The organism is Chryseobacterium lineare (assembly GCF_977014045.1).
The window spans coordinates 3,960,590-3,986,079 of record NZ_CDRNIQ010000001.1 but is presented as its reverse complement, the minus strand read 5'-3'; the positions used below and the strand labels follow the sequence as shown (position 1 = coordinate 3,986,079).

Annotated in this window: 20 protein-coding genes and 1 tRNA gene; 14 read left to right on the top strand and 7 right to left on the bottom strand. The window is 36.5% G+C overall.

The window, feature by feature from the left end:
• Nucleotides 1–28: 28 nt before the first annotated feature.
• Nucleotides 29–583 (bottom strand): thioredoxin family protein, encoded by a 555-nt coding sequence (locus tag ACWNCI_RS17855; protein WP_449389317.1) that lies wholly within the window; start codon nt 581–583, stop codon nt 29–31.
• A gap of 298 nt (nt 584–881) precedes the next feature.
• Between ACWNCI_RS17855 and ACWNCI_RS17850 the strand changes: the two genes are divergently transcribed.
• The 4 genes from ACWNCI_RS17850 (at nt 882) to ACWNCI_RS17835 (ending at nt 7,916) form a co-directional block, all read left to right on the top strand.
• The gene (locus ACWNCI_RS17850) at nt 882–1,478 is read left to right on the top strand and encodes a TetR/AcrR family transcriptional regulator (RefSeq protein WP_449389316.1); all 597 of its coding nucleotides are present in this window, start codon (nt 882–884) and stop codon (nt 1,476–1,478) included.
• A 302-nt stretch (nt 1,479–1,780) separates the two neighbouring features.
• Nucleotides 1,781–2,941: an efflux RND transporter periplasmic adaptor subunit gene (locus ACWNCI_RS17845; RefSeq protein ID WP_346986488.1), complete on the top strand. Its 1,161-nt coding sequence runs from the start codon at nt 1,781–1,783 to the stop codon at nt 2,939–2,941.
• Nucleotides 2,942–3,130: 189 nt separating this feature from the next.
• Nucleotides 3,131–6,313, top strand: coding sequence for an efflux RND transporter permease subunit (locus ACWNCI_RS17840; RefSeq protein ID WP_449389315.1), 3,183 nt, complete (start codon nt 3,131–3,133; stop codon nt 6,311–6,313).
• Between the two features lie 190 nt (nt 6,314–6,503).
• On the top strand, nt 6,504–7,916 hold the full coding sequence (locus ACWNCI_RS17835; protein WP_449389314.1) for an efflux transporter outer membrane subunit: 1,413 nt from the start codon (nt 6,504–6,506) through the stop codon (nt 7,914–7,916).
• Nucleotides 7,917–8,112: 196 nt separating this feature from the next.
• On the opposite strand, the gene miaA is transcribed toward ACWNCI_RS17835, so the two are convergent.
• On the bottom strand, nt 8,113–9,033 hold the full coding sequence (miaA, locus tag ACWNCI_RS17830) for a tRNA (adenosine(37)-N6)-dimethylallyltransferase MiaA (protein WP_449389313.1): 921 nt from the start codon (nt 9,031–9,033) through the stop codon (nt 8,113–8,115).
• Between the two features lie 226 nt (nt 9,034–9,259).
• Between miaA and ACWNCI_RS17825 the strand changes: the two genes are divergently transcribed.
• The 3 genes from ACWNCI_RS17825 to nadA all read left to right on the top strand — a co-directional run bounded on the left by ACWNCI_RS17825 (nt 9,260) and on the right by nadA (nt 11,867).
• The gene (locus ACWNCI_RS17825; RefSeq protein WP_449389312.1) at nt 9,260–10,117 is read left to right on the top strand and encodes a YicC/YloC family endoribonuclease; all 858 of its coding nucleotides are present in this window, start codon (nt 9,260–9,262) and stop codon (nt 10,115–10,117) included.
• A 75-nt stretch (nt 10,118–10,192) separates the two neighbouring features.
• Nucleotides 10,193–10,759 carry a guanylate kinase gene (gmk, locus tag ACWNCI_RS17820; protein WP_449389311.1) on the top strand — a complete coding sequence of 189 codons (567 nt, stop codon included), beginning with the start codon at nt 10,193–10,195 and terminating at the stop codon, nt 10,757–10,759.
• Nucleotides 10,760–10,847: 88 nt separating this feature from the next.
• Complete coding sequence (nadA, locus tag ACWNCI_RS17815) at nt 10,848–11,867, top strand: quinolinate synthase NadA (protein WP_449389310.1); 1,020 nt, start codon at nt 10,848–10,850, stop codon at nt 11,865–11,867.
• A gap of 32 nt (nt 11,868–11,899) precedes the next feature.
• Here the strand turns inward: nadA and ACWNCI_RS17810 are convergent, their stop codons facing one another.
• Both ACWNCI_RS17810 and ACWNCI_RS17805 read right to left on the bottom strand, forming a co-directional pair.
• Entirely contained in the window at nt 11,900–12,070 is a 171-nt protein-coding gene (locus ACWNCI_RS17810) for a bacteriocin-like protein (RefSeq protein ID WP_449389309.1), read from the bottom strand.
• A gap of 20 nt (nt 12,071–12,090) precedes the next feature.
• Nucleotides 12,091–12,303 carry a hypothetical protein gene (locus ACWNCI_RS17805; protein ID WP_346986493.1) on the bottom strand — a complete coding sequence of 71 codons (213 nt, stop codon included), beginning with the start codon at nt 12,301–12,303 and terminating at the stop codon, nt 12,091–12,093.
• Between the two features lie 315 nt (nt 12,304–12,618).
• Between ACWNCI_RS17805 and thrA the strand changes: the two genes are divergently transcribed.
• The 7 genes from thrA to ACWNCI_RS17770 all read left to right on the top strand — a co-directional run bounded on the left by thrA (nt 12,619) and on the right by ACWNCI_RS17770 (nt 19,747).
• Nucleotides 12,619–15,069 carry a bifunctional aspartate kinase/homoserine dehydrogenase I gene (thrA, locus tag ACWNCI_RS17800; RefSeq protein WP_449389308.1) on the top strand — a complete coding sequence of 817 codons (2,451 nt, stop codon included), beginning with the start codon at nt 12,619–12,621 and terminating at the stop codon, nt 15,067–15,069.
• A 9-nt stretch (nt 15,070–15,078) separates the two neighbouring features.
• The gene (locus tag ACWNCI_RS17795) at nt 15,079–16,002 is read left to right on the top strand and encodes a homoserine kinase (protein WP_449389307.1); all 924 of its coding nucleotides are present in this window, start codon (nt 15,079–15,081) and stop codon (nt 16,000–16,002) included.
• Nucleotides 16,003–16,011: 9 nt separating this feature from the next.
• Entirely contained in the window at nt 16,012–17,316 is a 1,305-nt protein-coding gene (thrC, locus tag ACWNCI_RS17790; RefSeq protein WP_449389306.1) for a threonine synthase, read from the top strand.
• Between the two features lie 4 nt (nt 17,317–17,320).
• Nucleotides 17,321–17,689 (top strand): dihydroneopterin aldolase, encoded by a 369-nt coding sequence (gene folB, locus ACWNCI_RS17785; RefSeq protein WP_449389305.1) that lies wholly within the window; start codon nt 17,321–17,323, stop codon nt 17,687–17,689.
• 34 nt (nt 17,690–17,723) lie between these two features.
• Nucleotides 17,724–19,088, top strand: a complete 1,365-nt coding sequence (locus ACWNCI_RS17780; RefSeq protein WP_449389304.1) for a DUF4403 family protein — start codon at nt 17,724–17,726, stop codon at nt 19,086–19,088.
• A 15-nt stretch (nt 19,089–19,103) separates the two neighbouring features.
• Nucleotides 19,104–19,613, top strand: coding sequence for an RDD family protein (locus ACWNCI_RS17775; protein WP_346986497.1), 510 nt, complete (start codon nt 19,104–19,106; stop codon nt 19,611–19,613).
• A 60-nt stretch (nt 19,614–19,673) separates the two neighbouring features.
• Nucleotides 19,674–19,747 (top strand) — tRNA-Cys (locus tag ACWNCI_RS17770).
• Between the two features lie 99 nt (nt 19,748–19,846).
• Here the strand turns inward: ACWNCI_RS17770 and ACWNCI_RS17765 are convergent.
• The 3 genes from ACWNCI_RS17765 to ACWNCI_RS17755 form a co-directional block, all read right to left on the bottom strand.
• Nucleotides 19,847–20,107 carry a SemiSWEET family transporter gene (locus ACWNCI_RS17765; RefSeq protein WP_449389303.1) on the bottom strand — a complete coding sequence of 87 codons (261 nt, stop codon included), beginning with the start codon at nt 20,105–20,107 and terminating at the stop codon, nt 19,847–19,849.
• 355 nt (nt 20,108–20,462) lie between these two features.
• Nucleotides 20,463–20,741: a hypothetical protein gene (locus ACWNCI_RS17760; protein WP_042721377.1), complete on the bottom strand. Its 279-nt coding sequence runs from the start codon at nt 20,739–20,741 to the stop codon at nt 20,463–20,465.
• An 847-nt stretch (nt 20,742–21,588) separates the two neighbouring features.
• Nucleotides 21,589–25,362, bottom strand: coding sequence for a fibronectin type III domain-containing protein (locus tag ACWNCI_RS17755; protein WP_449389302.1), 3,774 nt, complete (start codon nt 25,360–25,362; stop codon nt 21,589–21,591).
• Nucleotides 25,363–25,490 lie beyond the last annotated feature (128 nt).

Below are 25,490 nucleotides of genomic sequence, written 5' to 3'. Positions count from 1 at the left end.
ATTCATTGCAAGAACTATCAGACAAAAATTATTTCCATTTGATATTGCATCCCATGCTCGGCCTTTGAATTTCTTCCTGCGGCTCACCTGCCAAAAGATTTTCGAAAGCAATAATTAAGTCTTCCCCTGTTACATCTTTATGATTTCCGGGTCTGGAATCATCCATTTGCCCTCTGTAGATGAGGTCTAATTTTTCATCAAAGAAGAAAAAATCCGGTGTACAGGCTGCATCATAAGCCTTTGCAATTGCCTGGCTTTCATCATATAAATAAGGAAAATCAAAATTCTTTTCAATCTGGAATTCGATCATTTTTTCCGGAGCATCTGCCGGATATTTATCTACGTCATTAGAATTTATTGCGATAAATTCTATCCCTTTTTCATTATAATCTTCATATAATTCATTTAATTTATCAATAACATGAAGAACAAACGGACAATGGTTGCACATAAAGATCACCAAAGTACCTTTCTCTCCTTTCAGATCATCTAATGACTGAATTTCGTTGCTTTTGGAAGGGTTCGGCAGCTCAAAAAAAGGCGCTTTTGTACCCAGATCAATCATATTTGAGGGAGTATTCATAACTTTTTTATTTGATCACAAAGATAAAGATTTCTTTTATTATATGGTAAGTAAGCCCGAAGCAGGAAGATGGAAGTTCAAAAATTTAATAATCGAACCCGTCAATCAATCTCATTAATTTTTACAATAATCATTAAATTGGCAATACGAAATCACTTTCAGCTCCCATTTTCTCAGCATCCGCACATGAAAGACATATTCTAAAATACTTTCTCATAAAAGTTAAATCTTAAAATTTATTTGGAAGTTGTGTTGAAAAGTTTGTAGTTTTGCTAACACCGTTAGTAACAAAAAAATCATGGGCTTACATGAACGCCGCCAAAGAGAAAAAGAAAATATACGTGCCAGTATTCTGGATGCGGCTTTTTCTTTGGCTAAAACCGAAGGTTGGGCTTCACTTTCCATGAGGAAAATTGCTGATGCCATTGAGTACAGTGCACCGGTAGTATATGATCACTTTGAAAATAAAGAAGCCATTTTATACGAAATCTCACTGAACGGTTTTCATTGCCTGCACATTGAACTGCTGAAAGCTCAAAATGCACATGATAATCCCGAAGATCAGTTGAAAGCTATCGTAGATGCTTACTGGAAGTTTGCATTCAAGAATAAAGAGTATTATCAGCTGATGTTTGGATTGGGAATGCAGTGCAGTGGTAAAGGAATGATGAAAGAAGAATTTTCGTCTTTTCAGGATATGCTTTATGAATGTACCTATGCAATCATTAAGAAAAACGGGTCGAAAACAGAGAATGCCTGTCATATGTCTCACGCATTATTTTCTGCAGTGCATGGTTTGATCTCAATTATGATGATGCGTAACGATGATATCCCATCTACGATGAACAAAACAACTTTAGACGAAACAGTTTCTGCTTTCATTAAGTCTTTATAAAATTTTTTTGAACTTAACATTAACACCGTTAGGAATATTAACAAGTGATTTTGATTATCTATTAAATAAGATCAAACATAAAAATAAATTCATTATCCATTAACACTGTTAGTAAATATAACATATATTAATTTAATTACACTTAAAATAACATTTAACATCATGGAAACAACTATCTAAAATTCAGTATTAAAATTCTTTTTTTTTGCATCAGTTATTAACGCTGTTAGGAAATATAACAGAATTTAAATTAAAAAACAATATTATTTAAATTAACACTACATTAAAAATTTAAACTCAAAATGAAAATATTTGGACAAACGAGGATTATTGTACTTATGGCAAGCATTATCCTTTTACAGAATTGCACAAAAGCAGCAGAAGGATCAAATGCTGCTCCACCTCCTCCAGAGTTACCTGTTTACACCGTAATTACCTCTCCGGCTACAGTTTACCAGGAATTCCCGACTGCTTTGGAAGGAAAAAACAATGTAGAAATAAGATCGCAGGTTGACGGATATTTAGATAAAATCTATGTAGAGGAAGGAGCTTACGTAAGAGCCGGACAACCTTTATTTAAAATAGATTCAAGAAGTTACGGCGAGCAAATGAATATGGCAAGCGCCAATTTACAGGTGGCTAATGCCAATATTCAAAGAGCAAAAGTTGAGGTCGACAGATTAGAACCACTTGTTGCTGCAAAAGTAGTTTCTGATGTTCAGCTTAGGACCGCAAAAGCAAATTATGCAGCCGCAGTAGCAGCCGCTTCACAGGCAAAAGCATCAGTGGGAAGCGCTAAAATCAATGTAGGATTTACAACGATTACAGCACCGGTAAGCGGATACATCGGAAGAATTCCTTATAAAAAAGGAAGCCTGATCTCCAGAACAGATCCTAGCCCATTGACATTATTATCTGATATCAGCGAAATTTACGCATACTTTTCTTTAAGTGAACTCGATTTTATTGCTTTTCAAAATAAATATCCGGGAGCAACTTTAAACGAGAAACTGAAAAATATGCCGATGGTAGATTTAGTCATCGCAGACAACAGCACTTATCCTGAAAAAGGAAGAATGAGCATTGTTGACGGGCAATTCGACAAAACTACCGGAGCCATCAGCGTTCGTGCGGTATTCCCGAATGCCAACGGAGTTCTGAGAACCGGAAATACAGGTAGAGTTCGTATGCCGCAGTTATTTGATAAAACGTTGGTGATTCCACAAGAATCTACCTACGAAATTCAGGATAAAACTTACGTTTATGTAGTTGGAAAGGATAAAAAAGTAACCGGAAAACCTGTGAAAATCTCTGGCAAAACAGATAGTTATTACTTTATTTCCGAGGGACTTTCTGTAGGAGATAAAATCGTATTTACAGGAATCGGAGCATTGAAAGACGGAGTTGCTATTCAGCCAAAAGCTATTTCTTCTGATAGTCTGCTTAAAGCAAGACCTTTATAACTGTTTAAATTTCTTTAACCACAAAAGTCACATGAAGTTAAATAATTGATTTTAATAAGAGCACATAAGTCTTAGAAAATCTTTGATTTTCATTTTTGTGAACTTTTTAATGATCTTAAAATTATTATAATCTTTTGTTCCTTTTGTGGTAAGAATATCATTTAAACAACATTAAAAAATAAACTTCTTATGTTAAAACAATTTATAGAAAGACCGGTACTTTCAACGGTCATTTCCATCATACTTTTATTATTGGGTGCCTTGTCGCTCTTTAATTTACCTATCGCCCTCTTTCCGGATATTGCGCCGCCGAGTGTTCAGGTGACCGCGTTTTATCCGGGTGCGAATGCGGAAGTTGTAGCCCGTTCGGTAGCAACTCCAATCGAAGAAGCGGTGAACGGAGTGGAAAACATGACCTACATGACTTCCAACTCAAGTAATGACGGTACCATGACGTTGAGCGTATTCTTCAAACAAGGATCTGATCCCGATAATGCAGCGGTAAACGTTCAAAACCGTGTATCAAAAGCCATGAGTCAGCTTCCGCAAGAAGTTGTACAGGCGGGAATTTCGACACAGAAAGTTCAGAACAGTATGATCATGTTTATGGGATTATCAAGTGATGACCCTAAACAATATGATGAGCTTTTCTTACAGAACTATTTGAAAATCAATATCATTCCACAGATTCAGCGTATTCCGGGTGTTGCCCAGGCGCAGGTTTTCGGAACGAGAGATTATTCCATGAGACTCTGGCTGAAACCGGACAGATTAGCGGCCAACAATCTTTCTCCTCAGGAAGTTTTAAACGCTGTAAAAGATCACAACCTGGAAGCTGCTCCCGGGCGTTTGGGGCAAGGAAGTAAGGAAACTTATGAATATATTTTAAAGTATAAAGGTAAGTTAAACAAAAACGAAGACTACGAAAATATTGCCATCAAAGCCAACAGTGACGGGTCTTTCCTGAGACTGAAAGACGTGGCAAGAGTAGAATTCGGTTCATATACTTATACAGCAGCCAACAGAGTTGACGGAAAACCAGTTTCAGGTTTTGCGATTATGCAGACGGCAGGATCTAATGCCAACGAAATCCTTACTGAAATTGAAAAGCAGGTAGACCAGTTTAAAACTACCCTTCCAAAAGGTGTTGAGCCGATCATTATGTACAACTCCAAAGACTTTTTGGATGCTTCCATTCATCAGGTTGTTGAGACATTGGTCATTGCGTTTATCCTGGTATTTATTGTAGTTTATATTTTCCTTCAGGATTTCAGATCTACTTTAATTCCTGCGATTGCCGTTCCGGTAGCGATCATTGGTACGTTCTTTTTCCTTCAGTTATTCGGATTCAGTATCAATATGTTGACCCTGTTCGCTTTGGTACTTGCCATTGGTATTGTGGTGGATGACGCAATCGTTGTGGTAGAAGCCGTCCATTCCAAAATGGAACGTACAGGAATGCCTGTGGAACACGCTACCATGAGTTCGATGAGTGAAATTTCCGGGGCGATTATTTCCATTACACTGGTGATGTGTGCTGTATTTATTCCGGTTGGCTTTATGCAGGGTCCTGCGGGAGTTTTCTACAGACAGTTTGCCTTTACATTGGCCATTGCCATTATGATTTCTGCGGTAAATGCATTGACATTAAGTCCGGCTTTATGTGCGATGTTCCTAAATGATCCTCAGGGTGAGCACGGTGAACATGGTAAAAAAACAGGTTTTGGCGCAAGATTTTTCAATGCTTTTAACACCAGCTTTAATAATTTAACTAAAAAATATATCTACAGCCTTAAATTTTTAATTAAAAACAAATGGGTTGCCGTAGGAGGATTAGTATTAATTACTGCTGCAAGTATTTTCTTAATTAAAAAGGCACCATCCGGATTTATTCCTACAGAAGACCAGGGATTTATTTTGTATGCGGTTAATACGCCTCCAGGAAGCTCATTAGACAGAACGCACAGAGCAACCGAACAAATCGATAAGATCATTAACGGTGAAAAAGCGAAAAATCACCTTTGGGTGGCAGACGGTCTGAATTTTATCAGTAACGCCAACGCCTCTCCTTACTCTGCTGGTTTTATTAAATTAAAAGATCACGATCAGCGTGGTGAAGTAACCGATCCGGATCAGATTGCGGCGGGATTAACAGGAAAAGTTTCGCAGGTAAAAGATGCCAGCGCATTCTTCTTCAACTTTCCTACCGTTCAGGGATTTGGTAACGTTTCCGGTTTTGAATTTATGCTTCAGGATAAAACGAACGGTTCTTTGGAAAATTTAGGAACAACCACTCAGGCATTTATCGGAGAATTGATGAAACGTCCGGAAATTGCCTTTGCTTTTACAACCTATGCAGCCGGAAACCCACAATTTACGATCGAAGTTGATAGTGATAAAGCCAATCAGCTGGGAGTTTCCATTACAGAGTTGATGCAGACGATGCAGATCTATTACGGAAGTAGTTTCGTTTCAGATTTCAACAGATTCGGAAAATACTACCGGGTAATGGCGCAGGCAGATATTCCTTACAGAACAGATGCCAATTCTTTGGAAGGAATTTATGTTAAAAATAAATCAGGCGAAATGGTTCCTGTGAAAACATTGGTGACTTTAAAAAGAGCTTTCGGACCTGAAACTGTAACCAGAAACAACCTGTTTAACGCAGTGACGATTAACGGAACACCAAAACCGGGCTACAGTACAGGAGACGCGATCAAAGCAGTAGAAGAAGTGGCAGAAAAATCTCTTCCGAGAGGCTTCGGATATGAATGGACAGGAATTACGCGTGAAGAAATTAAAACAAGCGGACAGACAGCATTTATCTTTATGTTAAGTATTTTGTTTGTGTACTTCTTGTTGGCAGCTCAGTATGAAAGTTATATTCTTCCTTTTGCCGTTATTTTAACGATTCCAACAGGTATTTTCGGGGTATTTGCTTTCACAGGATTAGCTGGAATTGATAATAATATTTACGTTCAGGTTGGTTTGATCATGCTCGTCGGATTATTAGCGAAAAACGCGATCCTGATTGTAGAATTTGCCGTACAACGAAGAAATGCAGGAAGATCATTACTGGAATCTGCGCTTCAGGCTTCAAGATTACGTTTAAGACCGATCTTAATGACATCATTTGCGTTCATCGTTGGAATGTTACCGCTTGTATTTACACAAGGAGCTTCCGCAAAAGGAAATCACTCAATAGGATTCAGCACTGTTGGCGGAATGTTGACAGGCGTTGTATTCGGGATTTTCATTATTCCGGTGATGTTTGTGATCTTCCAGTATTTACATGAAAAAATGCCAAGCAGAAAAAAGAAAAGACTTCAAAGACAAAAACTGGAAGCTGAACTTTTAGCTACAACTCACTAATAAATAATAAATTACAAATCTTTGAGAGTATTTTAAATATATTTTGAACCATTAAGATTTATAAAAAATCATCTGGGAAAATCTGTGAAATCTGCGGGAAAACAAAAAAGCAAAGTATTTCCTATTAAAAACAACTTTGTATACATAAGAAATTCTCAAAGTTTTGCATTTAATTAAAAGTTTAAAAACTATGAAAAAAGTAAAAAATATCATCATCACTTTTGGGCTGGCTTTAGCTTCGGTCTCCTGTGTGTCCAAACTGGCATACAAGGAGCCTGAGCTCGAGCTGCCCGAAACATTCAAATATACCGCAACCGCAGATACAGCAAGTGTTGCCAACCTGGAATGGAGAAAGTTTTTCAGCGATCCGATGTTACAGACATTGATTGAGAAAGGAATTAAAAACAACTACGATTTACAAATCGCTCTGAAGCAGGTTGCCTCTTCACAGGAAAAACTCAAACAGGCAAAATACCTTCAATATCCTGACGTTGGTTTTGGAGTTTCTGCTCAAATTTCAAAGCCTTCAAAAAACAGTATGAATGGGCAAAGCTTAAACTTATTTTTAGGAAAAAGCTATGTTGAAGATTACAATGCAGCGTTCAATTTATCCTGGGAAGCGGATATTTGGGGGAAAATAAAAAACCAGCAGGAAGTTTCAAGAATGCAGTATCTGCAGACGTACGAAGCGACAAAAGCTATTCAGACACAGGTTGTTGCAGCGATTGCTCAGGGATATTATAATTTATTAATGCTTGATAAACAAATGCAGATTGCTCAATCGAATTTAGAATTAAGCAATAATACCCTTGCTCTTACAGAAAAATTATGGCAAAGTGGTGATACGACTTCTTTGGGAGTTCAGCAGGCCACTGCTCAAAAGCAGTCTACAGAATTGTTGATCACACAATTGGAACAAAATATTGCTATCCAGGAAAATGCTTTGAGCATTCTGATTGGAGAAAATCCGGGAAAAATCAGCAGAACAATTGAAATGTCCGAAACGTCTTTACCTCAAGATATTTCCGCAGGACTTCCGGCAGCCATGGTGAGCCGTCGTCCGGATGTTCGCCAGCAGGAATTAGTGTTATTAGAATCAAACTCAATAGTCGGAATTGCGCAGGCCAATATGTATCCTTCATTGAAAATTACGGCTAACGGAGGTGTAAATTCATTTAAAATTGACAACTGGTTCCAGATTCCTGCTTCATTATTCGGATCTGTTTTGGGAGGTTTGACACAGCCTATTTTCCAGAAAAGACAATTGAAAACCGATTTAAATGTTGCAAAAATCCAACGAGAGAAAAATGTTTTGGCATTTCGTCAGTCTGTTTTGAATGCAGTGGGTGAAGTTTCTGATGCTTTGGTTTCTAATGAAAGTTTAAAAGTTCAGGAACAAAAAGCAAGTGAACAAGTAGTGACTTTAAAAAACGGAATTAAAAGTGCCGAAATGCTCTACAAAGGCGGAATGGCAAACTATTTAGAAGTCATAACTGCTCAGGGAAATTCTCTACAGGCAGAATTGAATCTTGCATCTGTAAAAAGACAGAGATTAAGCAGCATTGTAGATTTGTACCGGGCGTTAGGAGGCGGTTGGAAGTAGTAAATTTAATTATATTGTTAATGAAATGCGGTCTTTCGGGGTCGCATTTTTTGTTTTTATTTGAAGAGTATTTTAACATCCGAATTGTCATTCAGAGCGAAACGCAGTGTAGCGTGGAATCTAGACTGTGTTTGTAGAAATTAATTTTAAAAATTGTTGCTTAGATTCCTACGGAATGGCAAAGTATGCGACATATTTACTGTTGAAACTGCTCATTAATATACCCAATCACCTCATTAAAATCCTCCTGAGAATACCCCAACTGCAAATAATGAATATCATCCGCCTTCCGATACCAGGTCAACTGGCGTTTTGCATATCGCCGGCTATTTTTCTTAATTTCAGAAACCGCAAAATCCAAGTCCCATTCGCCATCAAAATATTTGAATATTTCAGCGTAACCAACTGTATTTAAAGCTGTCAGATGCTTAAATTTTTCTAAACTTTTTGCTTCTTCCAGTAAACCTTTTTCCATCATTACATCCACTCTCCTATTGATTCGGTCATACAATTCTTCTCTCGGTGCTTCAATTCCGATCCGAATCGTATTAAAATCTCGGGAATCTTGTGAAACAGCAATTTGTTCAGAATATTTTTTATTTGTTTGCCAAATAATGTCAATGGCCCGTAAAAGTCTTCTGTGATTATGAAAATCAACTACGGAAAAATACTCAGGGTCGAGTTCCTTCAGCATTTCCTGAAGCTTCTCAATTCCGTCATTATCCAGGATTTCCTGTAATTTTTTTTGATTTTCTTCGTCGGCTTCCGGCAGATCATTTAAGCCTTCAATGACTGCTTTTTCATACATCATGCTTCCACCAACCAAAATAATAACATCATGGTTTTCAAAAAGTTCATTGAGCTTTTTTAAAGCATCTTCCTCGTATTGCCCGATCGAATAATATTCTTCAACTGAAAGGTTTCCGATAAAATGATGAGGTGCTTCCGCCAGTTCTTCTTCCGACGGTGAAGCAGTTCCGATTTTCATTTCTTTAAAAAACTGCCGCGAATCACAGGAAATAATTTCCGTACTGAAGTGTTTAGCCAGATCAATCGCCAGTCTCGTTTTGCCAATTCCGGTGGGACCTACAACAGAAATCAAATTTTTCTTTTTCACAGCGCCAATTTACGAAAAATTGATTTTTATTGTAACCGCAAAAGAAACAGAAGAAAATCGTGAAAACATTTAGTTTGGCAAAAGTTCAAAAAAAGCAGAATGAAAAATTTTGTAAACTTTTGAATATCTAAAACACACTGAAAATCTTTTGTGGTTTTTGCGGTAAAAATGGAATATAGTTAATACATACACTTAAATGTTTATCTTTGTACGACAATAAAAAACTATGATTTTATCAATGACCGGCTTTGGTAGAGCCGAAAGTGTTTTTGAGGGAAAAAAGATCACTATAGATATTAAATCTCTGAACAGCAAAAGTTTTGATTTGAATATCAAAATTCCTTTGAGATATAAAGAGAAAGAATTTGAGATCAGAAAAATTCTTAATGACCGAATTATCCGCGGGAAAGTAGATTGCTACATCAACATGGAAAATCTTGAAGAATCTACCGATGTGAAAATCAATAAAAGCCTCATCGGATCTTATATCAGCGAGCTTCGAAATATTGCGTCCGATGGTCCTGAATTTGAGTATCTGAAAATGGCCGTACGTCTTCCTGATGCGATCACTTCAAGGCCTGATGAACTTTCTGAAGGAGAATGGGAAGCATTAGCCAGAATTGTAAATGCGGCAGTTGACCGTTTCGAAGAATTCAGAAAAACAGAAGGTAAAATCTTACACGAAGAGCTGGAAAGAAACATCCAGAATATTGATAAATATTTAAGTAAAGTTGTTCCTTTCGAAGAAGAACGAATTGTTGCCGTAAAAGAGCGCTATCAAAAGTCTCTAAAGGAGTTTGAAAATGTAGATGAAACCCGTTTCTATCAGGAAATGGCTTATTTTACTGAAAAACTTGACATTTCGGAAGAGAAAGTAAGACTTTCGCAACACCTTAAATATTATAAAGAAGTAATGGATAACGAAGATTTCAACGGGAAAAAGCTTGGATTTATCTCACAGGAAATCGGTCGTGAAATCAATACATTAGGCTCCAAAGCGAATCATGCAGAGATCCAGAAACTGGTTGTGATGATGAAGGATGATCTGGAAAAAATTAAAGAGCAAACGTTAAACGTATTATAATTAGTTGATAGGTTTTAGTTGATGGTTGTTGGATTTTCTGCCACTATCAACGAACAACCATTAACCACTAACAATATGAATAAAGTTATCATATTTTCAGCACCGTCGGGAAGTGGAAAAACGACATTGGTAAAACATTCTCTGGAAGTATTTAATGAATTGCAGTTCTCAATTTCATGCACCACAAGACAACCGAGAGGAAGTGAAGTTCATGCTGTGGATTATCATTTTTTAACACCGGAAGAATTCAGACAGAAAATTACGGAAGATGCTTTTGTGGAATTTGAAGAAGTTTATACGGATAAATATTACGGAACGCTGAAATCCGAAGTTGAAAAAATCTGGAGTCAGGGAAAAGTAGTCATTTTTGATGTGGATGTAAAGGGCGGAATTTCTCTTAAAAAGTATTTTGGAGAAAAAGCATTGTCAATTTTTATTGAACCTCCTTCCATTGAAGAACTGGAACGAAGATTGATCTCAAGGAATACAGACGATGCCGAAACCATCAAAACACGCGTAGCAAAGGCAGAAGAAGAAATGTCTTATGCTAAAGAATTTGACAAGATTGTGATCAATTCCGATTTGGATATTGCAAAAAGAGAAATAGAAAGTTTAATAAAAAATTTTATAGAAGGAAATTAGAAGCTAGAAGTTAGTTTTTAAACGTAAGAATCTAACTAACATCTGATTTCTAACCTCTAACTTCTATAATCAAAAACATTGAGGTAAAATGAGTACCGAAACATTAGAAAAAGCTAAATCAACAATTCCTGTAAAAGGATTTTTAGATCTAAGAGATATAGCAATTCCTCAGGGAGAAGACTTGGTAAAAGCCATTCTTCAATTGAAGGAAGAAAAAAATGCAGTAATTCTGGCTCATTATTATCAGCCGGGAGAAATTCAGGATATTGCTGATTTTCTTGGAGATTCTCTGCAGCTGGCAAGACAGGCAAAGGATACAAATGCGGATATGATTGTTTTCTGTGGAGTACATTTTATGGCCGAAGCTGCCAAAATTTTAAATCCTACCAAAAAAGTCGTTCTTCCGGATACCCTGGCAGGATGTTCTCTGGCAGACGGATGTTCCGGGGAAGGTTTAAGAAAAATGCGCGAGCAGCATCCCAATGCTTTGGTGGCAACCTACATCAACTGTAACGCTGAAACAAAAGCAGAAAGTGACATTATCGTAACCAGCTCAAATGCAGAAACAGTGATTGAAGCACTTCCGAAAGATCGCCCGATTATTTTCGCACCGGATAAAAACCTGGGAAGATATTTATCCCAAAAAACAGGCCGTGAAATGATCCTCTGGGACGGAAGTTGTATCGTTCACGAAGCATTCTCCATGGAAAGAATTGCAAAGCAAATGGCAGAAAATCCTGATGCAAAATTGATCGCACACCCTGAAAGTGAAGAAGCTGTTTTAAAGCTGGCCCATTTCATCGGCTCTACTTCTGCCCTCTTGAATTATGTTGAAAAAGACGATTGCCAGAAATTCATCATTGCTACCGAAGAAGGCATCCTGCACGAAATGAAAAAACGTGCGCCTCACAAAGAATTGATTCCGGCATTGGTTTTTGATGAAACCTGCAACTGCTCAGAGTGTTTCTACATGAAACGCAATACGATGGAAAAACTGTATTTGTGTATGAAATACGAACTTCCTGAAATTATTATTGATGAAGAACTAAGGTTAAAAGCATTAAAACCTATTGAGGCAATGCTTGATCTTTCTAAAAGTATAAAATAAATTAAAGCACTGTTTTCGCAGTGCTTTTTTGTTTAAACCATAGGAGCATAACAGGTTCCCCCTGGATTTCGCCAACAGCCCCAGGAACCTCCACCACGGAAACATACGTAAGCCTCACCACCGCAAGCATCTATTTGAACTTGCGTGAAACCTCCCTGAATTTTCGTCTGCTCTTTTCTTGAAAGTTTTTTAAGATTTTTCATAGTAGTTTTATTTAATTTAATTATAAATCAACTGTAATCGGAACAAAGCATTCCATATTTATAAGAACACAGTTTCTGCAGAACTCCGAAAGCGCCCAATATTCATCGCAAGAATACGTATCATTCGGACCGAAAGCACCTGTTGGACAACCATTACAATGCGAAATTGGCGGAACCGCTCCTCCCATAATCTGTTCTAAATTTTTTCTGTTTAATTTTCTAAGTTCTTTCATAATAATTTGATTTAGTTTACATTATAAATATACCATATTTTTCATACATCACATAATATTGAAAAAAAATATTATTTACCAAAACTTTGTCATTTCAAAATAATTTGTACATTTGTTCAGTTACAATGAATTTTTCAGGAAACATATCAGATATTTCTGCCCCGATTTTCTCAATTTCGGAAGTATCTTTCGTTTCCATCATTGCTACAACAACTACAACCACCCCATAACGGGGTAAATTTCACATATCATTCACAGGCGTGTACTCTTTTATGAAGAGTAAAATTTCATTTTTCTTAACTTAAAATAAACATAATGAAAGTTTTAAAATTTGGCGGAACTTCTGTCGCCAGTGCCCAAAATATACTGCAGGTCGAAGATATTATAAAGAAAGAATCTCTGAGAAACAGAATTGTTGTTGTAGTTTCAGCGCTTCATGGCGTAACCGATCAATTGATAAAAGCAGCAGAATCAGCTTCTCAAAATGATGAAAATTATCTTCAAACTATTAAAAACCTTGAGGAAAGGCATTTGGATTTAGTTAAAGAATTAATTCCCATACTGGAACAAAGTTCATGGTTGAGCTTCGTTAAAAAACATTTTAACGACCTTGAAGATCTCTGCCACGGAATTTTCGTGTTGGGAGAGTTTACCGATAAAATTAAAGACAAAGTTACTTCTTACGGCGAATTTCTTTCATCAAATATTATTGCAGCAAGATTAAAATTTAAAGGACTTGATGTAATATGGATGAATTCTGCTGAAAACATTCTAACAAACAGTAATTACACCAATGCAAAAGTAAATTTTGAAGCCACAGAAAATAATTTGATAAAATTTTTAAATGAAAATGAAAATCAGATTATCATTGCTCCCGGCTTTATTGCTAAAGATGAAAAAGGCAACTCCACAACATTAGGACGCGGCGGTTCAGATTACACTGCATCAATCATCGCTTCAAGCATCAATGCTGATGAACTTCAGATATGGACAGATGTAAGCGGAATGATGACTGCCGATCCGCGACTGGTTTCCAACGCAAAACCGATTCCTGAAATTTCATATGCAGAGGCGATGGAACTTTCTCATTTTGGAGCAAAAGTTCTGTATCCTCCTACTATTCAGCCGGTCATGCTGAAAAATATTGATTTAAGAATTAAAAATACCTTTGATCCGGATGCATTTGGAACGTTAATTTCCCATCAAATACAAAAGCCCAGCTTTGAAAATCAGCAGATTGCAGTCGGGATTTCAAATATGAGCAATATTGCTTTATTAACTTTAGAAGGAAGCGGAATGATTGGAATTCCGGGATTTTCCGCAAAATTATTTCAATGTTTAAGTCGTGAAAAAGTGAATGTTATTCTCATTACGCAAAGCTCGTCTGAACATTCCATTACAGTTGCCATTCATGAAAAAGACGTTTTTAATGCAAAAAATGCTATTAATTACGCTTTTGAAGATGATTTAAAACTCAAAAGAATCGACCCTGTAAAAATTGAAAACCATCTTTCGATTATTGCTTTGGTCGGTGAAAACATGAAGAGCAGAAGTGGTGTAAGTGCAAAAATGTTTGGATGTTTAGGAAACAATGGCATTAATATTCGTGCTATTGCACAAGGTTCTTCGGAGAAAAACATCAGCATTGTCATTTCAGAAAAAGATATTAAAAAAGCCGTGAATGTTTTGCATGAAGAATTTTTTGAATCGGAAATAAAACAAGTTCATCTTTACATCTGCGGAACGGGAAACGTCGGAAAGAAATTAATTCAGCAAATCTTTGATCAGAACGAATATCTTAAAGAAAATCTTTTCATCAATTTAAGAATTGCCGGGCTTTCCAATAGCCGCAAAATGATTTTCTCTGACAGAGGACTTTCAGAAAATGAATGTAAAGATTTTAACCAAAATGGTGAAGATGCTTCTGCAGAAAAATTTGCCCAGGAAATTATTTCAAGAAATCTAAGAAACTCTGTTTTTGTAGATGTTACCGCAAGTTCAGAAGTTCCGGATATTTATGAAAAAATGCTAAAAAAGAGTGTAAATATTGTGGCTTGTAATAAAATTGCCGCTTCTTCAGATTTTGAAAATTATAAAAATTTGAAAAACATTGCCATAAATCACAGCTGCAAATTTTTCTTTGAAACCAATGTCGGAGCTGGACTTCCCATCATCGGAACGATTAATGATCTGATAAGAAGTGGCGATAAAATCACTTCTATCCAGGCGGTTTTGAGTGGGACTTTAAATTTTGTTTTTAACAACTATGATGGTGAAAAGTCTTTTTCTGAAATTGTTGCGGAAGCTCAAAAAGAGGGTTACACAGAACCCGATCCCAGACTGGATTTGGCAGGAACTGATGTTGCCCGAAAAATTTTAATTCTGGCCAGAGAAGCCGGTTATTCTTTAGAATTTAATGAAATTGAAAATGAAAGTTTTCTTCCTGAAGAATGCATGAAAGGTAGCGTTGAAGATTTTTATAATTCCCTTTCTAAACATGAAAATCATTTTAAAAATTTACTTGAAAAAGCTAAAAATGCCGGAAAAATTTTAAAGTATGTAGCCGAATTTAAAAATGGAAAAGCAAAAGTCGGATTACAGCATATTGCGCCTGAAAGTGACCTTTTTCATTTGTATGGAAAAGATAATATTGTGATTTTTAAAACATTGAGATATTCTGAACAGCCTTTGGTAGTAAAAGGCGCCGGAGCAGGTGCCGAAGTTACTGCAAGTGGGGTTTTCGCCGATATTGTTCGTTCCGTTTAAAATTTAATTATGAAAAAAGTTAGATTACAAGTTCCCGCGACAGTTGCCAATTTGGTATGCGGATTCGATGTTTTGGGAATGGCCATTCATGAACCGTATGATGAAATGGAAATCAAATTATTGGAAACTCCTGAAATTATTATTAAACACATCGACAATTTTGGATTACCGGAAGAACCGTCAAAGAATGTCGCCGGAGTCGTTTTATTAAAAATTAAGGAGCATTTACATTTGAAAAATGGCTTTGAAGTCATCATTAATAAAAAGATAAAACCGGGAAGCGGACTGGGATCAAGTGCGGCAAGTGCGGCCGGGGCAGCTGTCGGAGCCAATGCATTATTGGGAAATTTATTTAGTAAAGAAGAACTGGTTTATTTTGCAATGTTTGGTGAAGAACTGGCTTCCGGTGTGAAACATGCGGATAATATTGCGCCTTGCATTTTTGGCGGAATAACTTTAGTTAAATCTTCAAATCCTGTTGATATTATTCCGTTGAATTCTCCTGACTTATTCGTGACTGCAGTTCATCCGCAGGTTGAAGTAAAAACTTCGGATGCAAGACAGATTTTGAAGAAAAATATTCTTTTGAAAGATGCCATAGAACAATGGGGAAATATTGCCGGATTAGTTGCCGGAATTCAAAAAAACGATTTCAGATTGATGGGAAGAAGTTTAAATGATGTGATTGTAGAACCGATCAGAAGTATTCTAATTCCGAAATTTAAAGAAATTAAAGAAAAAAGTTTGGAACTGGGCGCTTTAGGCGGAGGAATTTCAGGTTCGGGACCATCGATTTTTATGTTGTCTGAAAAAAGAGAAACAGCAGAAAATATTGCCCATCTCATGAAATCCGTTTATGACGAAATCGATATTGAAAGTTTCGTGTATGTTTCAAAAATAAATCCGTCAGGAATTAAAATCATTGAAAATTAATTTAACCCAATGAAGTATTACAATTTAAAAAACAAAACAGAAGTTGTTGATTTTAAAACAGCTACCATAAAGGGACAGGGAAAAGAGAAAGGTTTATTCTTCCCTGAATTCATTCCGCAATTTGATAAGGATTTTATTGAAAATTTACATCAATATTCCGATGAGGAAATTGCTTTTCAATGCATGAAAGATTTTGTTGGAGATGAAATTCCACCTGATATTTTAAAGCAGATCGTTTCAGAAACTATTAATTTTGAAATTCCTCTGAAAAAAATTAATGAAAACATTTATTCCTTAGAACTTTTTCACGGACCGACATTGGCTTTTAAAGACGTCGGAGCAAAATTTATGAGCCGTTCTCTTTCCTATTTTCTGAGGGATGAGAATAAAAAAGTAACGGTTTTAGTTGCCACTTCAGGAGATACCGGAGGTGCAGTTGCCAATGGATTTTACAAAACTGAGAATATTAATGTGGTGATACTTTATCCTAAAAACAGAGTGAGTGAAGTTCAGGAAAAGCAATTGGCGGCTCTTGGTGAAAATATTTCGGCACTGGAAGTTGACGGCAGTTTTGATGATTGTCAGCGTCTGGTAAAACAGGCTTTTTCGGATGAAGAAATAAATTCAACCCTATTTTTAACTTCAGCCAATTCTATCAATGTCGCAAGGTGGCTTCCTCAGCAGATTTATTATTTATTAGCTTTAAAACAATGGAAGAAATTAGAAAATGAAAACCCTGTAATTTGCGTTCCCAGTGGAAATTTCGGGAATATTTGTGCGGGAATTTTAGCAAATCTGCGAGGTCTTCCTGTGGAACATTTCATTGCAGCGTGTAACGAAAATGATGTCATTTCGAATTATTTAGAAACACAAAAATTAGAAATAAAAGAAACTGTTTCAACGATTTCCAATGCGATGGATGTAGGAAATCCCAGCAATTTTGTGAGAATTCTTGAACTTTTTAATCATCAGTTTAAAGCAATTTCAAATACAATTTCGGGATATTCTATTAATGATGAAAAAACACTGGAAACCATCAAAGAAGTTTATCATCAAAATGAATATATTCTTGATCCCCACAGCGCTATTGCTTTTGCTTCACTGGCTGAATATCTTAAAGAAAACCCTGATAAAAAAGGATTTATCTTAGGAACCGCCCATCCTATCAAATTTCCTGATACGGTAGAAAAAGCTATTAATACAAAAATTGAAATGCCAGAATCACTGGAAAGTTTAATGAATCAAAAGAAAAAAACTGTGGAAATTTCTGTGGATTTTGAAGAATTAAAGCGATTTTTGCTTTATAAAAATTAGCAAGATGAGCAAAATATTTCTTGAAGACGTAAAAATCTATGCCTATCATGGTGTTTTACCTGAAGAAAACATCATCGGGACTTATTATATTTTAAATCTGGAAATTCATACCGATCTTTGGAAAGCAGCGCAATCAGATAATCTGGATGACACGATCAGCTATGCAGATATTAATGAAGTTATCCGTCATGAAATGAAAATTAAGTCTAAATTGCTGGAGCATGTAGCCGGAAGAATTATTTCAAAGATTCATGGAAAATTCCCCGAAATTTCCTATATCCGACTGAAAATCACCAAAACCGCACCGCCGATGAAAGGTGAAATGAGGGGGGCAAGCATCGAACTGGAAAAAAGTTTTAAACCCGATAATTAAAAAATTATTATTTTCGTTTAAATTAAATTGAAAATTGAAATTCATCAAAATAATATTTATTCTGGCTTTTATTAATATTTTCGGACAGACGAATATTGATAACCCGGTTGCTAATTATAATTTTCCGAAGATAAAATCCAGCATTACAATGCCGGTAACGATTCCTCTTTCGGAAATCAGCAACATGATCAATGCCTCTGTAAAAGATCTCATTTATCAGGATGACTCTTATACAGATAACAACAACGATCAATTCAAAGTAAAAGTATGGAAAACCCGTCCCATAAGACTCGTGGGAGGCACCAATCAAAACATACTGATTGAGGTTCCTCTAAAAATATGGGCAGAAAAGGGAATCGGAACACTCGGCCTTTACACGTATCAGAGTACAACTTTTGAAACGGTAATGTCTTTTAATACCACTATCAATTTAAAAAATAACTGGACGATAACCACACAGACCCAAACCAACGGCTTCCGCTGGGTTACAAAACCTGTTTTGGATTTTGGAAAAATACAGATCCCCATCACTTCTCTGGTGGAAAAAAGCCTGAAAGAGCAACAGGAGAAATTCTGTAAAACCATTGACCAGCAGATGGCTTCACAACTGAATTTTCAACAGTACGCCATCACCGCATGGAATGCTTTTGCAAATCCGTTCAATATTTCGGAAGATTTTAAAACCTGGCTTAAGATCACACCCGTAAGCGTTCACATTACTCCATTAAAGTTTTACGGAAATCAGATCAACACCAGCCTGGGAATTGATATTTTTTCTGAAACATATACCGGTAACAGACCAGCATCTTCAGAACCTGTAAGAACGGCTGCAGACTTTGGTTTTGTTTCTTCGGTGGCAGATCAGTTTTTGCTGCAGACAACCGCTAATGTTCCTTTTACGGAAGCAACCCATATTGCCAGGAATATGTTTCTAGGTAAGGAATATGAAATCAGAGGATCTTCGGTCAAAATTAAGGATATAAAAGTCTATGGAGTTGACGATCGTGTGATGATTGAAGCAGAAACAGAAGGCTACGTCAAGGGAACGGCTTTTATTTCGGGAATTCCTGTTTACGATGATATAAAAAAGAAAATCGTGCTTTCCGACACGAAATTTAAACTGAAAACTTCAAATATCTTACAAAAAACAGCAACATTACTTTTCCGTGGAAGAATTGTAAAAATGATAGAAGAAGAATATGGTATTCCCACTCAGGATCTTGAAAACAGCTCAAGGAAAAGTATTGATGAAGCATTTAATAAAGAATATTATAAAGGACTGAAAATGAACGGTAAAGTTTTCAACCTAAAACCTACAAAGATCTTCATGAATCCTTTGGGAATCACAGCGTTGATCGACATCAATGCAACCCTAAAACTAATGCTTAACGGATTATAATAAAAAACTAATAACATGAGAAAATATTTACGCGTAGTTGATCAGAACAGGGCTACAAAATGGGTAAGATTTGCGAATTTTATCATTGACAGGATCATTTTTTCTTTTTCTTTCTTTATTATAGGATCTCTCGGAGTCATCGTTGATACTATTTTAGGGATTCAGTATTTTACGGAGCTGTTTGCCAATTTTGCAGAAGTTAACAGAGCAATTGACATTTTAGTTACCGCGATTCTGTACTTTCTTTATACCTTTTTACTGGAATATAGTACTAAAGGTCGAACAATCGGAAAATATATAACCGGAACTAAAGTAATTACCACCGATGGGCAAATTCCTACCATGTACGAGTTTTTCATTCGAAACATTTCAAGACTGGTTCCTTTTGACATTCTTTCTTTTTTGGGAGAAAATGGTTGGCACGATAGCTGGAGCGATACACGCGTAGTGAATATAAAAAATTATGAAGCTGAAAAACAAGCTAAAAGCGAAATAGAAAGCATCGGCGCAAAAGAAATTGCGTAAAAAACTTTTGTCGGATAATATATTTTGTTATATTTGCACACCTAAAAATGGTAAAGACATGGTACTTTGGCCGAGCGGCTAGGCAGTGGTCTGCAACACCATCTACAGCGGTTCGAATCCGCTAGGTACCTCCAAAATCCCTATTCTATCGAACATAGTTTAGGGATTTTTTTATCTAAATTTCAAATTGAGTATTTCACTTCCGGTAATGTAAGGCAATAAAACATTCCTATTTATAATGCAGTAGCGAATGTAAGGAAACCGAACAGTATTCCAGGACTGTTGGCAACTACAATAGGCCAGTCTCTTTTAGGTTTTTTGATAAGCCCGTACATTACCCACAGACTGCAATTGATCCCCGCTACAAGCGGCTGAAGCCAATCACCTTTATCACTATTTAAGTTACCGGATATTTGCGGAATGTAAGAAAAATACATCGCCATTGCAGTTAGAGTCGCTACCCACCCTAATACCTGCATAAATTTTTCATTCATAATATTCATATTAAAGCAATCTAAACCTGAAATTATTATGCCAACAAAAAAGAAAGATATTTTTTACTTCGTTAGATATTAAAGCTTAATGAAGCTTTGTTAAAAAGAAATATAATTGATAATTATATTAGAGGTAAAACCACACACAACTTTTTATCGTACATAGGTATAAGTGGTGTATATAAAATTAAATACAACTCATTAATTTGAGTTTTTTCATGGTTATTAGTTTTTAATCCCCAGAGAGATCTGGGGATTTTTAAAATTATTCTGATGCGTAATTTCACCGAAGATTATATAAAAAATATAGCCCCCTTCAAAAAGGAGCTATTTATTTCTTATTATAGAATATGAACTATCTGATTATTTTTTCTATACTGGCTTTGGCACAGTTAAAAGCTTCTTCGGCTTCTTCGTACAATACATTTACTGAAATTTCAAAACCGCTTGCCATAAAAAAGGTTACATTCCCTTCTATATTGAAACTCAGGAAACCGATATGATTCACATTAACCACCAAAGGTTTACCTAAAACTTTCGCACCTTCAATAGAATTTGGTTTCTTTACATTGATGATGTTAGAAGCCTTTATATATATTAAGCCTTCTGATGTCGTTTTTATTATATAAGACACGTAATAATTTTTTGTAAAGATACATATTTTTAAAAATGTAAAAAATCCCCAGCCGGAGCAGAGGATTAAATGAAAAAATTAATATTTAAGTGATGGTGTTGCTTTTAAAAATATTCTCAGATCTCTCCGAGAATATTGTAAGTTCCTTTTAGGGATTTTTTAATAGTTGCGATTAAGTATTCAAGTACTATGCCAAGAATAGCGCTGGTTGAATATTGTTTAATATTAAAAAAACATATTGATAGTAGACCGTAAAACAAAAAAAGCCCCCGGAGTACGGGAGCTAAAAACTAATAACCATGAAAACTCAAATTAAATATGAGAATCGGTGCAAATGTACAAATTATTTTCTTTAAAACTCATGGCTTGCATCTATACATATTATCTGTTATTTAAAGATTAAAATTATTATTTAATTAAAAATAAATTATTACCGAATTATATGAAAAGTATATGATGATAGGTAGAAAAATTTTAATTATTATTAAATATTCTATATAATTTTTTATATAAAAAAAGTCCCCATATTTCTACGAGGACTAAAAACTAATAACCATGAAAACTCAAATTAAACATGAGTGATTGCAAATTTAAGAAATGCACGGTTTAAAAATATTATTTGCTTGTATTAATTTTATAATCTTAACAAAATTTTATTAGTAATTAAAAATCTATTAAGTTTATGATAAGTCCAAAATTTCCATTGGCTAAAGGAGATAAACACTTTTTATTACTAAAATTTTTAATAAAATAATCCTGGAAAAAATTAAACAATCATTTAACAAATGTTAAAAAGAAAGCTCTCATTTCTGAGAGCTTCTTTACCAAATAATGATTAATATTTGTATTATTCTTTGATGAATTTCTTTTGAGCTGTGCCCTGAGCATCATCAATATCAATTACGTAAATTCCGTTAATGAGAGTATGTACATCAATTTTATTATTCAGAATAATTCCAGATGATACAATTTGTCCTACTGAATTATAAATTTTGTAATTAGCTCTTTTGCTAATATTCTTCACATTCAGTACTGTTTTTACCGGATTCGGATAAATCAGGATTTCAGTCTGATTCACAGGATTTGCAACAATTGGTTTTGAAATTCTTACTGTATAATCTTCCACTTCACCAGTAGGGAAGCTTACACAATTTACGGGAATTCCGTCTTTCTGAAGAGCAACACGCATTACTACATATTTAAAATCAGTCAAACTGATGAATGCATCTGCAGGAACAGAGAATGTTCCGCTTACAATCTGCTCACTGTTTGGTCCTGAAACAAAGACTCTTTCATTAATATCAAAGTATCCGTTTCTGTTGAAGTCAATCCAAACTGCAACGCCTGCATTTGTACTTCCTGAAAGTTTTTTCTCAATCGTGATCTTATTGTCTGAAGATCCCTGAATAAGCTCAATAAATTTATTATTAACTCCTGTATAATCCGTATAATTTGATGCTTGCGACTCGTTCATCATTTCTGGTTTACCGTTCGGTGTAACAGTTACTTTTGAAATATATTCTGAACTAGAAGTTGTAGAAGACATCTGGCAATAAACTACCGTTGGGGTAGTAAACAGATAAGGCAGTGTATAGGTACCCGGAGTTCCGCTACAAACGTTTGCTACCTGCATTTCGTATTGTGTAAGCTCCAGAAGCCCTGATAATGTAACCGTATTCGTATTTGAAGTAACCGTAGTCCAACTCGGGATACCAATTTTTCTATATCTCAAAACATAGGTTGCACCAGGGAAAGGCTGCCAAGTTACCTGAGCCGAAGTTGGTGTAAGATTAGTAATTGTTAATCCCGGAGGAGCAATATCACAAGTTCTTTCCGTAGTAAATACTTTAGGATTTGACCAAGGGTTTAATGTGCTTTCATTATCACACATATTGGCAATCTGAACTTCGTAAGTTGTATAAACATTCAAGCCTCCAAGATTATATGTGTTGGCAGGTGCTAGTGGTAAAGGAATATTTGTACTCCATCCTCCGGCACCACTACCCACAATTCTATATCTTAAGAAGTAATGCGAGCTTACCGCTAACGGCGACCATGTAATCAAAGCTGAATTCGTTGTGATGTTACTGATCGTTACGTCTGGAGGCGTAGGATCACATCTCGTAGTGAATGTATTGTTTGAAGGTGTTCCCTGACTTCCGTTACAAACTGCAACAATCTGTACTTCGTATAATGTAGCAGGTAAAAGGTTTGTTAAAGTGGTCGTATTCGTTGGTGTTGGATAAGGTGCTGCCGCCACGCTGACTGTCTGCCAAGGCGCGCCGGATCCTACCGGTCTGTAATTAACGATATAGCTTGCTCCACCATTGTCCTGAGGCCATGTCAGTACGACTGAGTTGTGCGTTGGTGTACCCACTGTTACAACCGGAGTTGCCTTACTGCATACACGCAAGCTAATATTATCTATGGCAACCGGAGGCTGTGTACCGCCGCCGCCATCATTTCTCCATTCAAATACAAGACGCATTGTAGAACCTGCAAAACTTGAAATGTTTAATGCCGGGTTAAGGAATGTTTGCCATGTAGTTTGTTGGTTATAGTTGTTTCCGATCTGAATTCTTCCTGTTCCGGCAGTAATTTGCGTTCCCGAAGTTGGCATAAATGTAGCCGGTACCAGCCAAACTCTCAAATAGTCCCAGTTGGATTCACCAGCAGCTTTCCAGTCAAAAGAGAAAGTAGCGGTAGTCGTTGCCGCAGGAATGGCAATATCTCTGTATGCATGAACTACGCTAGATGAACTTGTGTTGTAAGCATTTGTTGTACCGTTGGTATTGGAAATATACAATGAATTGGCAGGATTTCCTGTTGCATTTCCATAAGTCCATTTGTTAGCCTGTGTACCGTTGGTATATCCTAAATCACTTCCTGTAGTAAATTGCTGAACATAAGGAAGGTTTGCCGGGATCTGCGTTGTAGTGAAGCTAGGTCCCGCAACCCAAAAGCTTCTGTCTGATCCTGCGCATACCGAACGTACCCAGAAATAATAAGTGGTATTTGGTACCAGAGGTGACAATGTTGTTGAAGTTCCGGTTGCAGTTGAAGTTGGTGTACTTGATGATGTAGGAGGAACGTTAGTCGTCGTCAAGTATATCTGGTATCCCCCAACCGGTGCAGGTGAAGGCGCTGTCCAGCTTATTGATGCTGTATTAGATCCCACACTTGTTACCTGAATATTTTGAGGAACCTTACATGTAGGGATACTTAAATTAATATTATCAATCGCAATCGGAGGTTGTGTACCGCCGCCGCCATCATTTCTCCATTCAAAAACAAGACGCATAACACTTCCTGCAAAAGAACTTAGATTGAGTGCCGGATTGAAATAGTTTTGCCATGTCGTTTGCAGCCCATAATTACCTCCAATCTGGATTCTTCCACCACCGGCAGTAATCTGGTTTCCGAGAGTCGGCATATAATTCACAGGTACGAGCCATACTCTTAAATAGTCCCAGTTATTTTCTCCATCTCCTTTCCAGTCAAACATTAATGTAGCATCGGTTGTTCCTACCGGCACGATAATATCCCTGAATGCATGAACTACACTAGACGAGCTTGTATCGTAAGCATTGGTTGTACCATTGGTATTTGAAATATACAATGAATTGGCAGGATTTCCTGTTGCCGAACCATAAACCCATTTATTGGTCTGAGTCCCATTAGAAAGCTGAAGATCATTTCCTGTTGAAAAATTCTGTGTGTAAGGTATTGTTGTAGGTATCTGAGTTGTTGAGAAACTAGGTCCGGCCACCCATACACTTTTATCTGTGGCACCACATACAGAACGTACCCACCAGAAATAAGTAGTAGCTGTCGCTAAACCACCCGGATTTGCTGTTGTTCCTGTATTAGAAGTTCCTATAGTAGCAGAAGTTGGAGGCGTGTTGGTTGTACTAAGATAATATTCATATCCCACTCCCGGAACAGGACTCGGCGCAGTCCAGTTTAAAGTGGCCGTATTTGGCGCTACTGCGGATACACCCAGACCTGATGGCATAATACAGGTAGGTATACTGATATTAATGTTGTCCACGGCAACAGGAGGTTGTGATCCGAATGAGTCGTCATTCCTCCACTCAAAAACAAGTCTCATTGTTGCTCCCGCATACGCACTAATGTTAAGATTTGGCGTACTGTATGTTTGCCATGAAGACTGCAGTTCAAACTGTCCTAACTGGAATCTTCCTGTACCTGTGGTAATCTGAGTTCCCGGGGTTGGTGTATAAGTTGCAGGAACTAACCATACCCGTAGATAATCCCAACCAGATTCCCCTACATTTTTCCAGTCAAAAGAAAAGTTGGCAATAGTAGATCCTGCAGGAATCGTAAAATCTCTGTAGGCTTGTACAACACTCGTGACACCCGTGTTATAAGCATTGGCGGCACCATTGTTTGAGATGTAAATAGAGTTGCCAGGATTCCCTGTAGCAGAACCATAAAACCATTTATTTGTCTGAGTTCCGTTTAGAAGCGTGAAATCATTTGCGGTATTAAAGTCTTGCGAATAGGGTAATGTTGCAGGTGCTTGTCCGTAGGCATCCGGTATGGCGCCTAGATTCAACAAACACAGAAGAAGTACTAAGAAAGTAGAAATTTTCTTCATAAGTTATCATTTAATATTAATCATTGCAAATCTATTTGTTTTTTGCTAATAAATAGCATATAACATCATGTTTTTTTACAAATATTCTGTTAAAAATTATCAGGAATTTGTAAAAAAGAATAAAATTT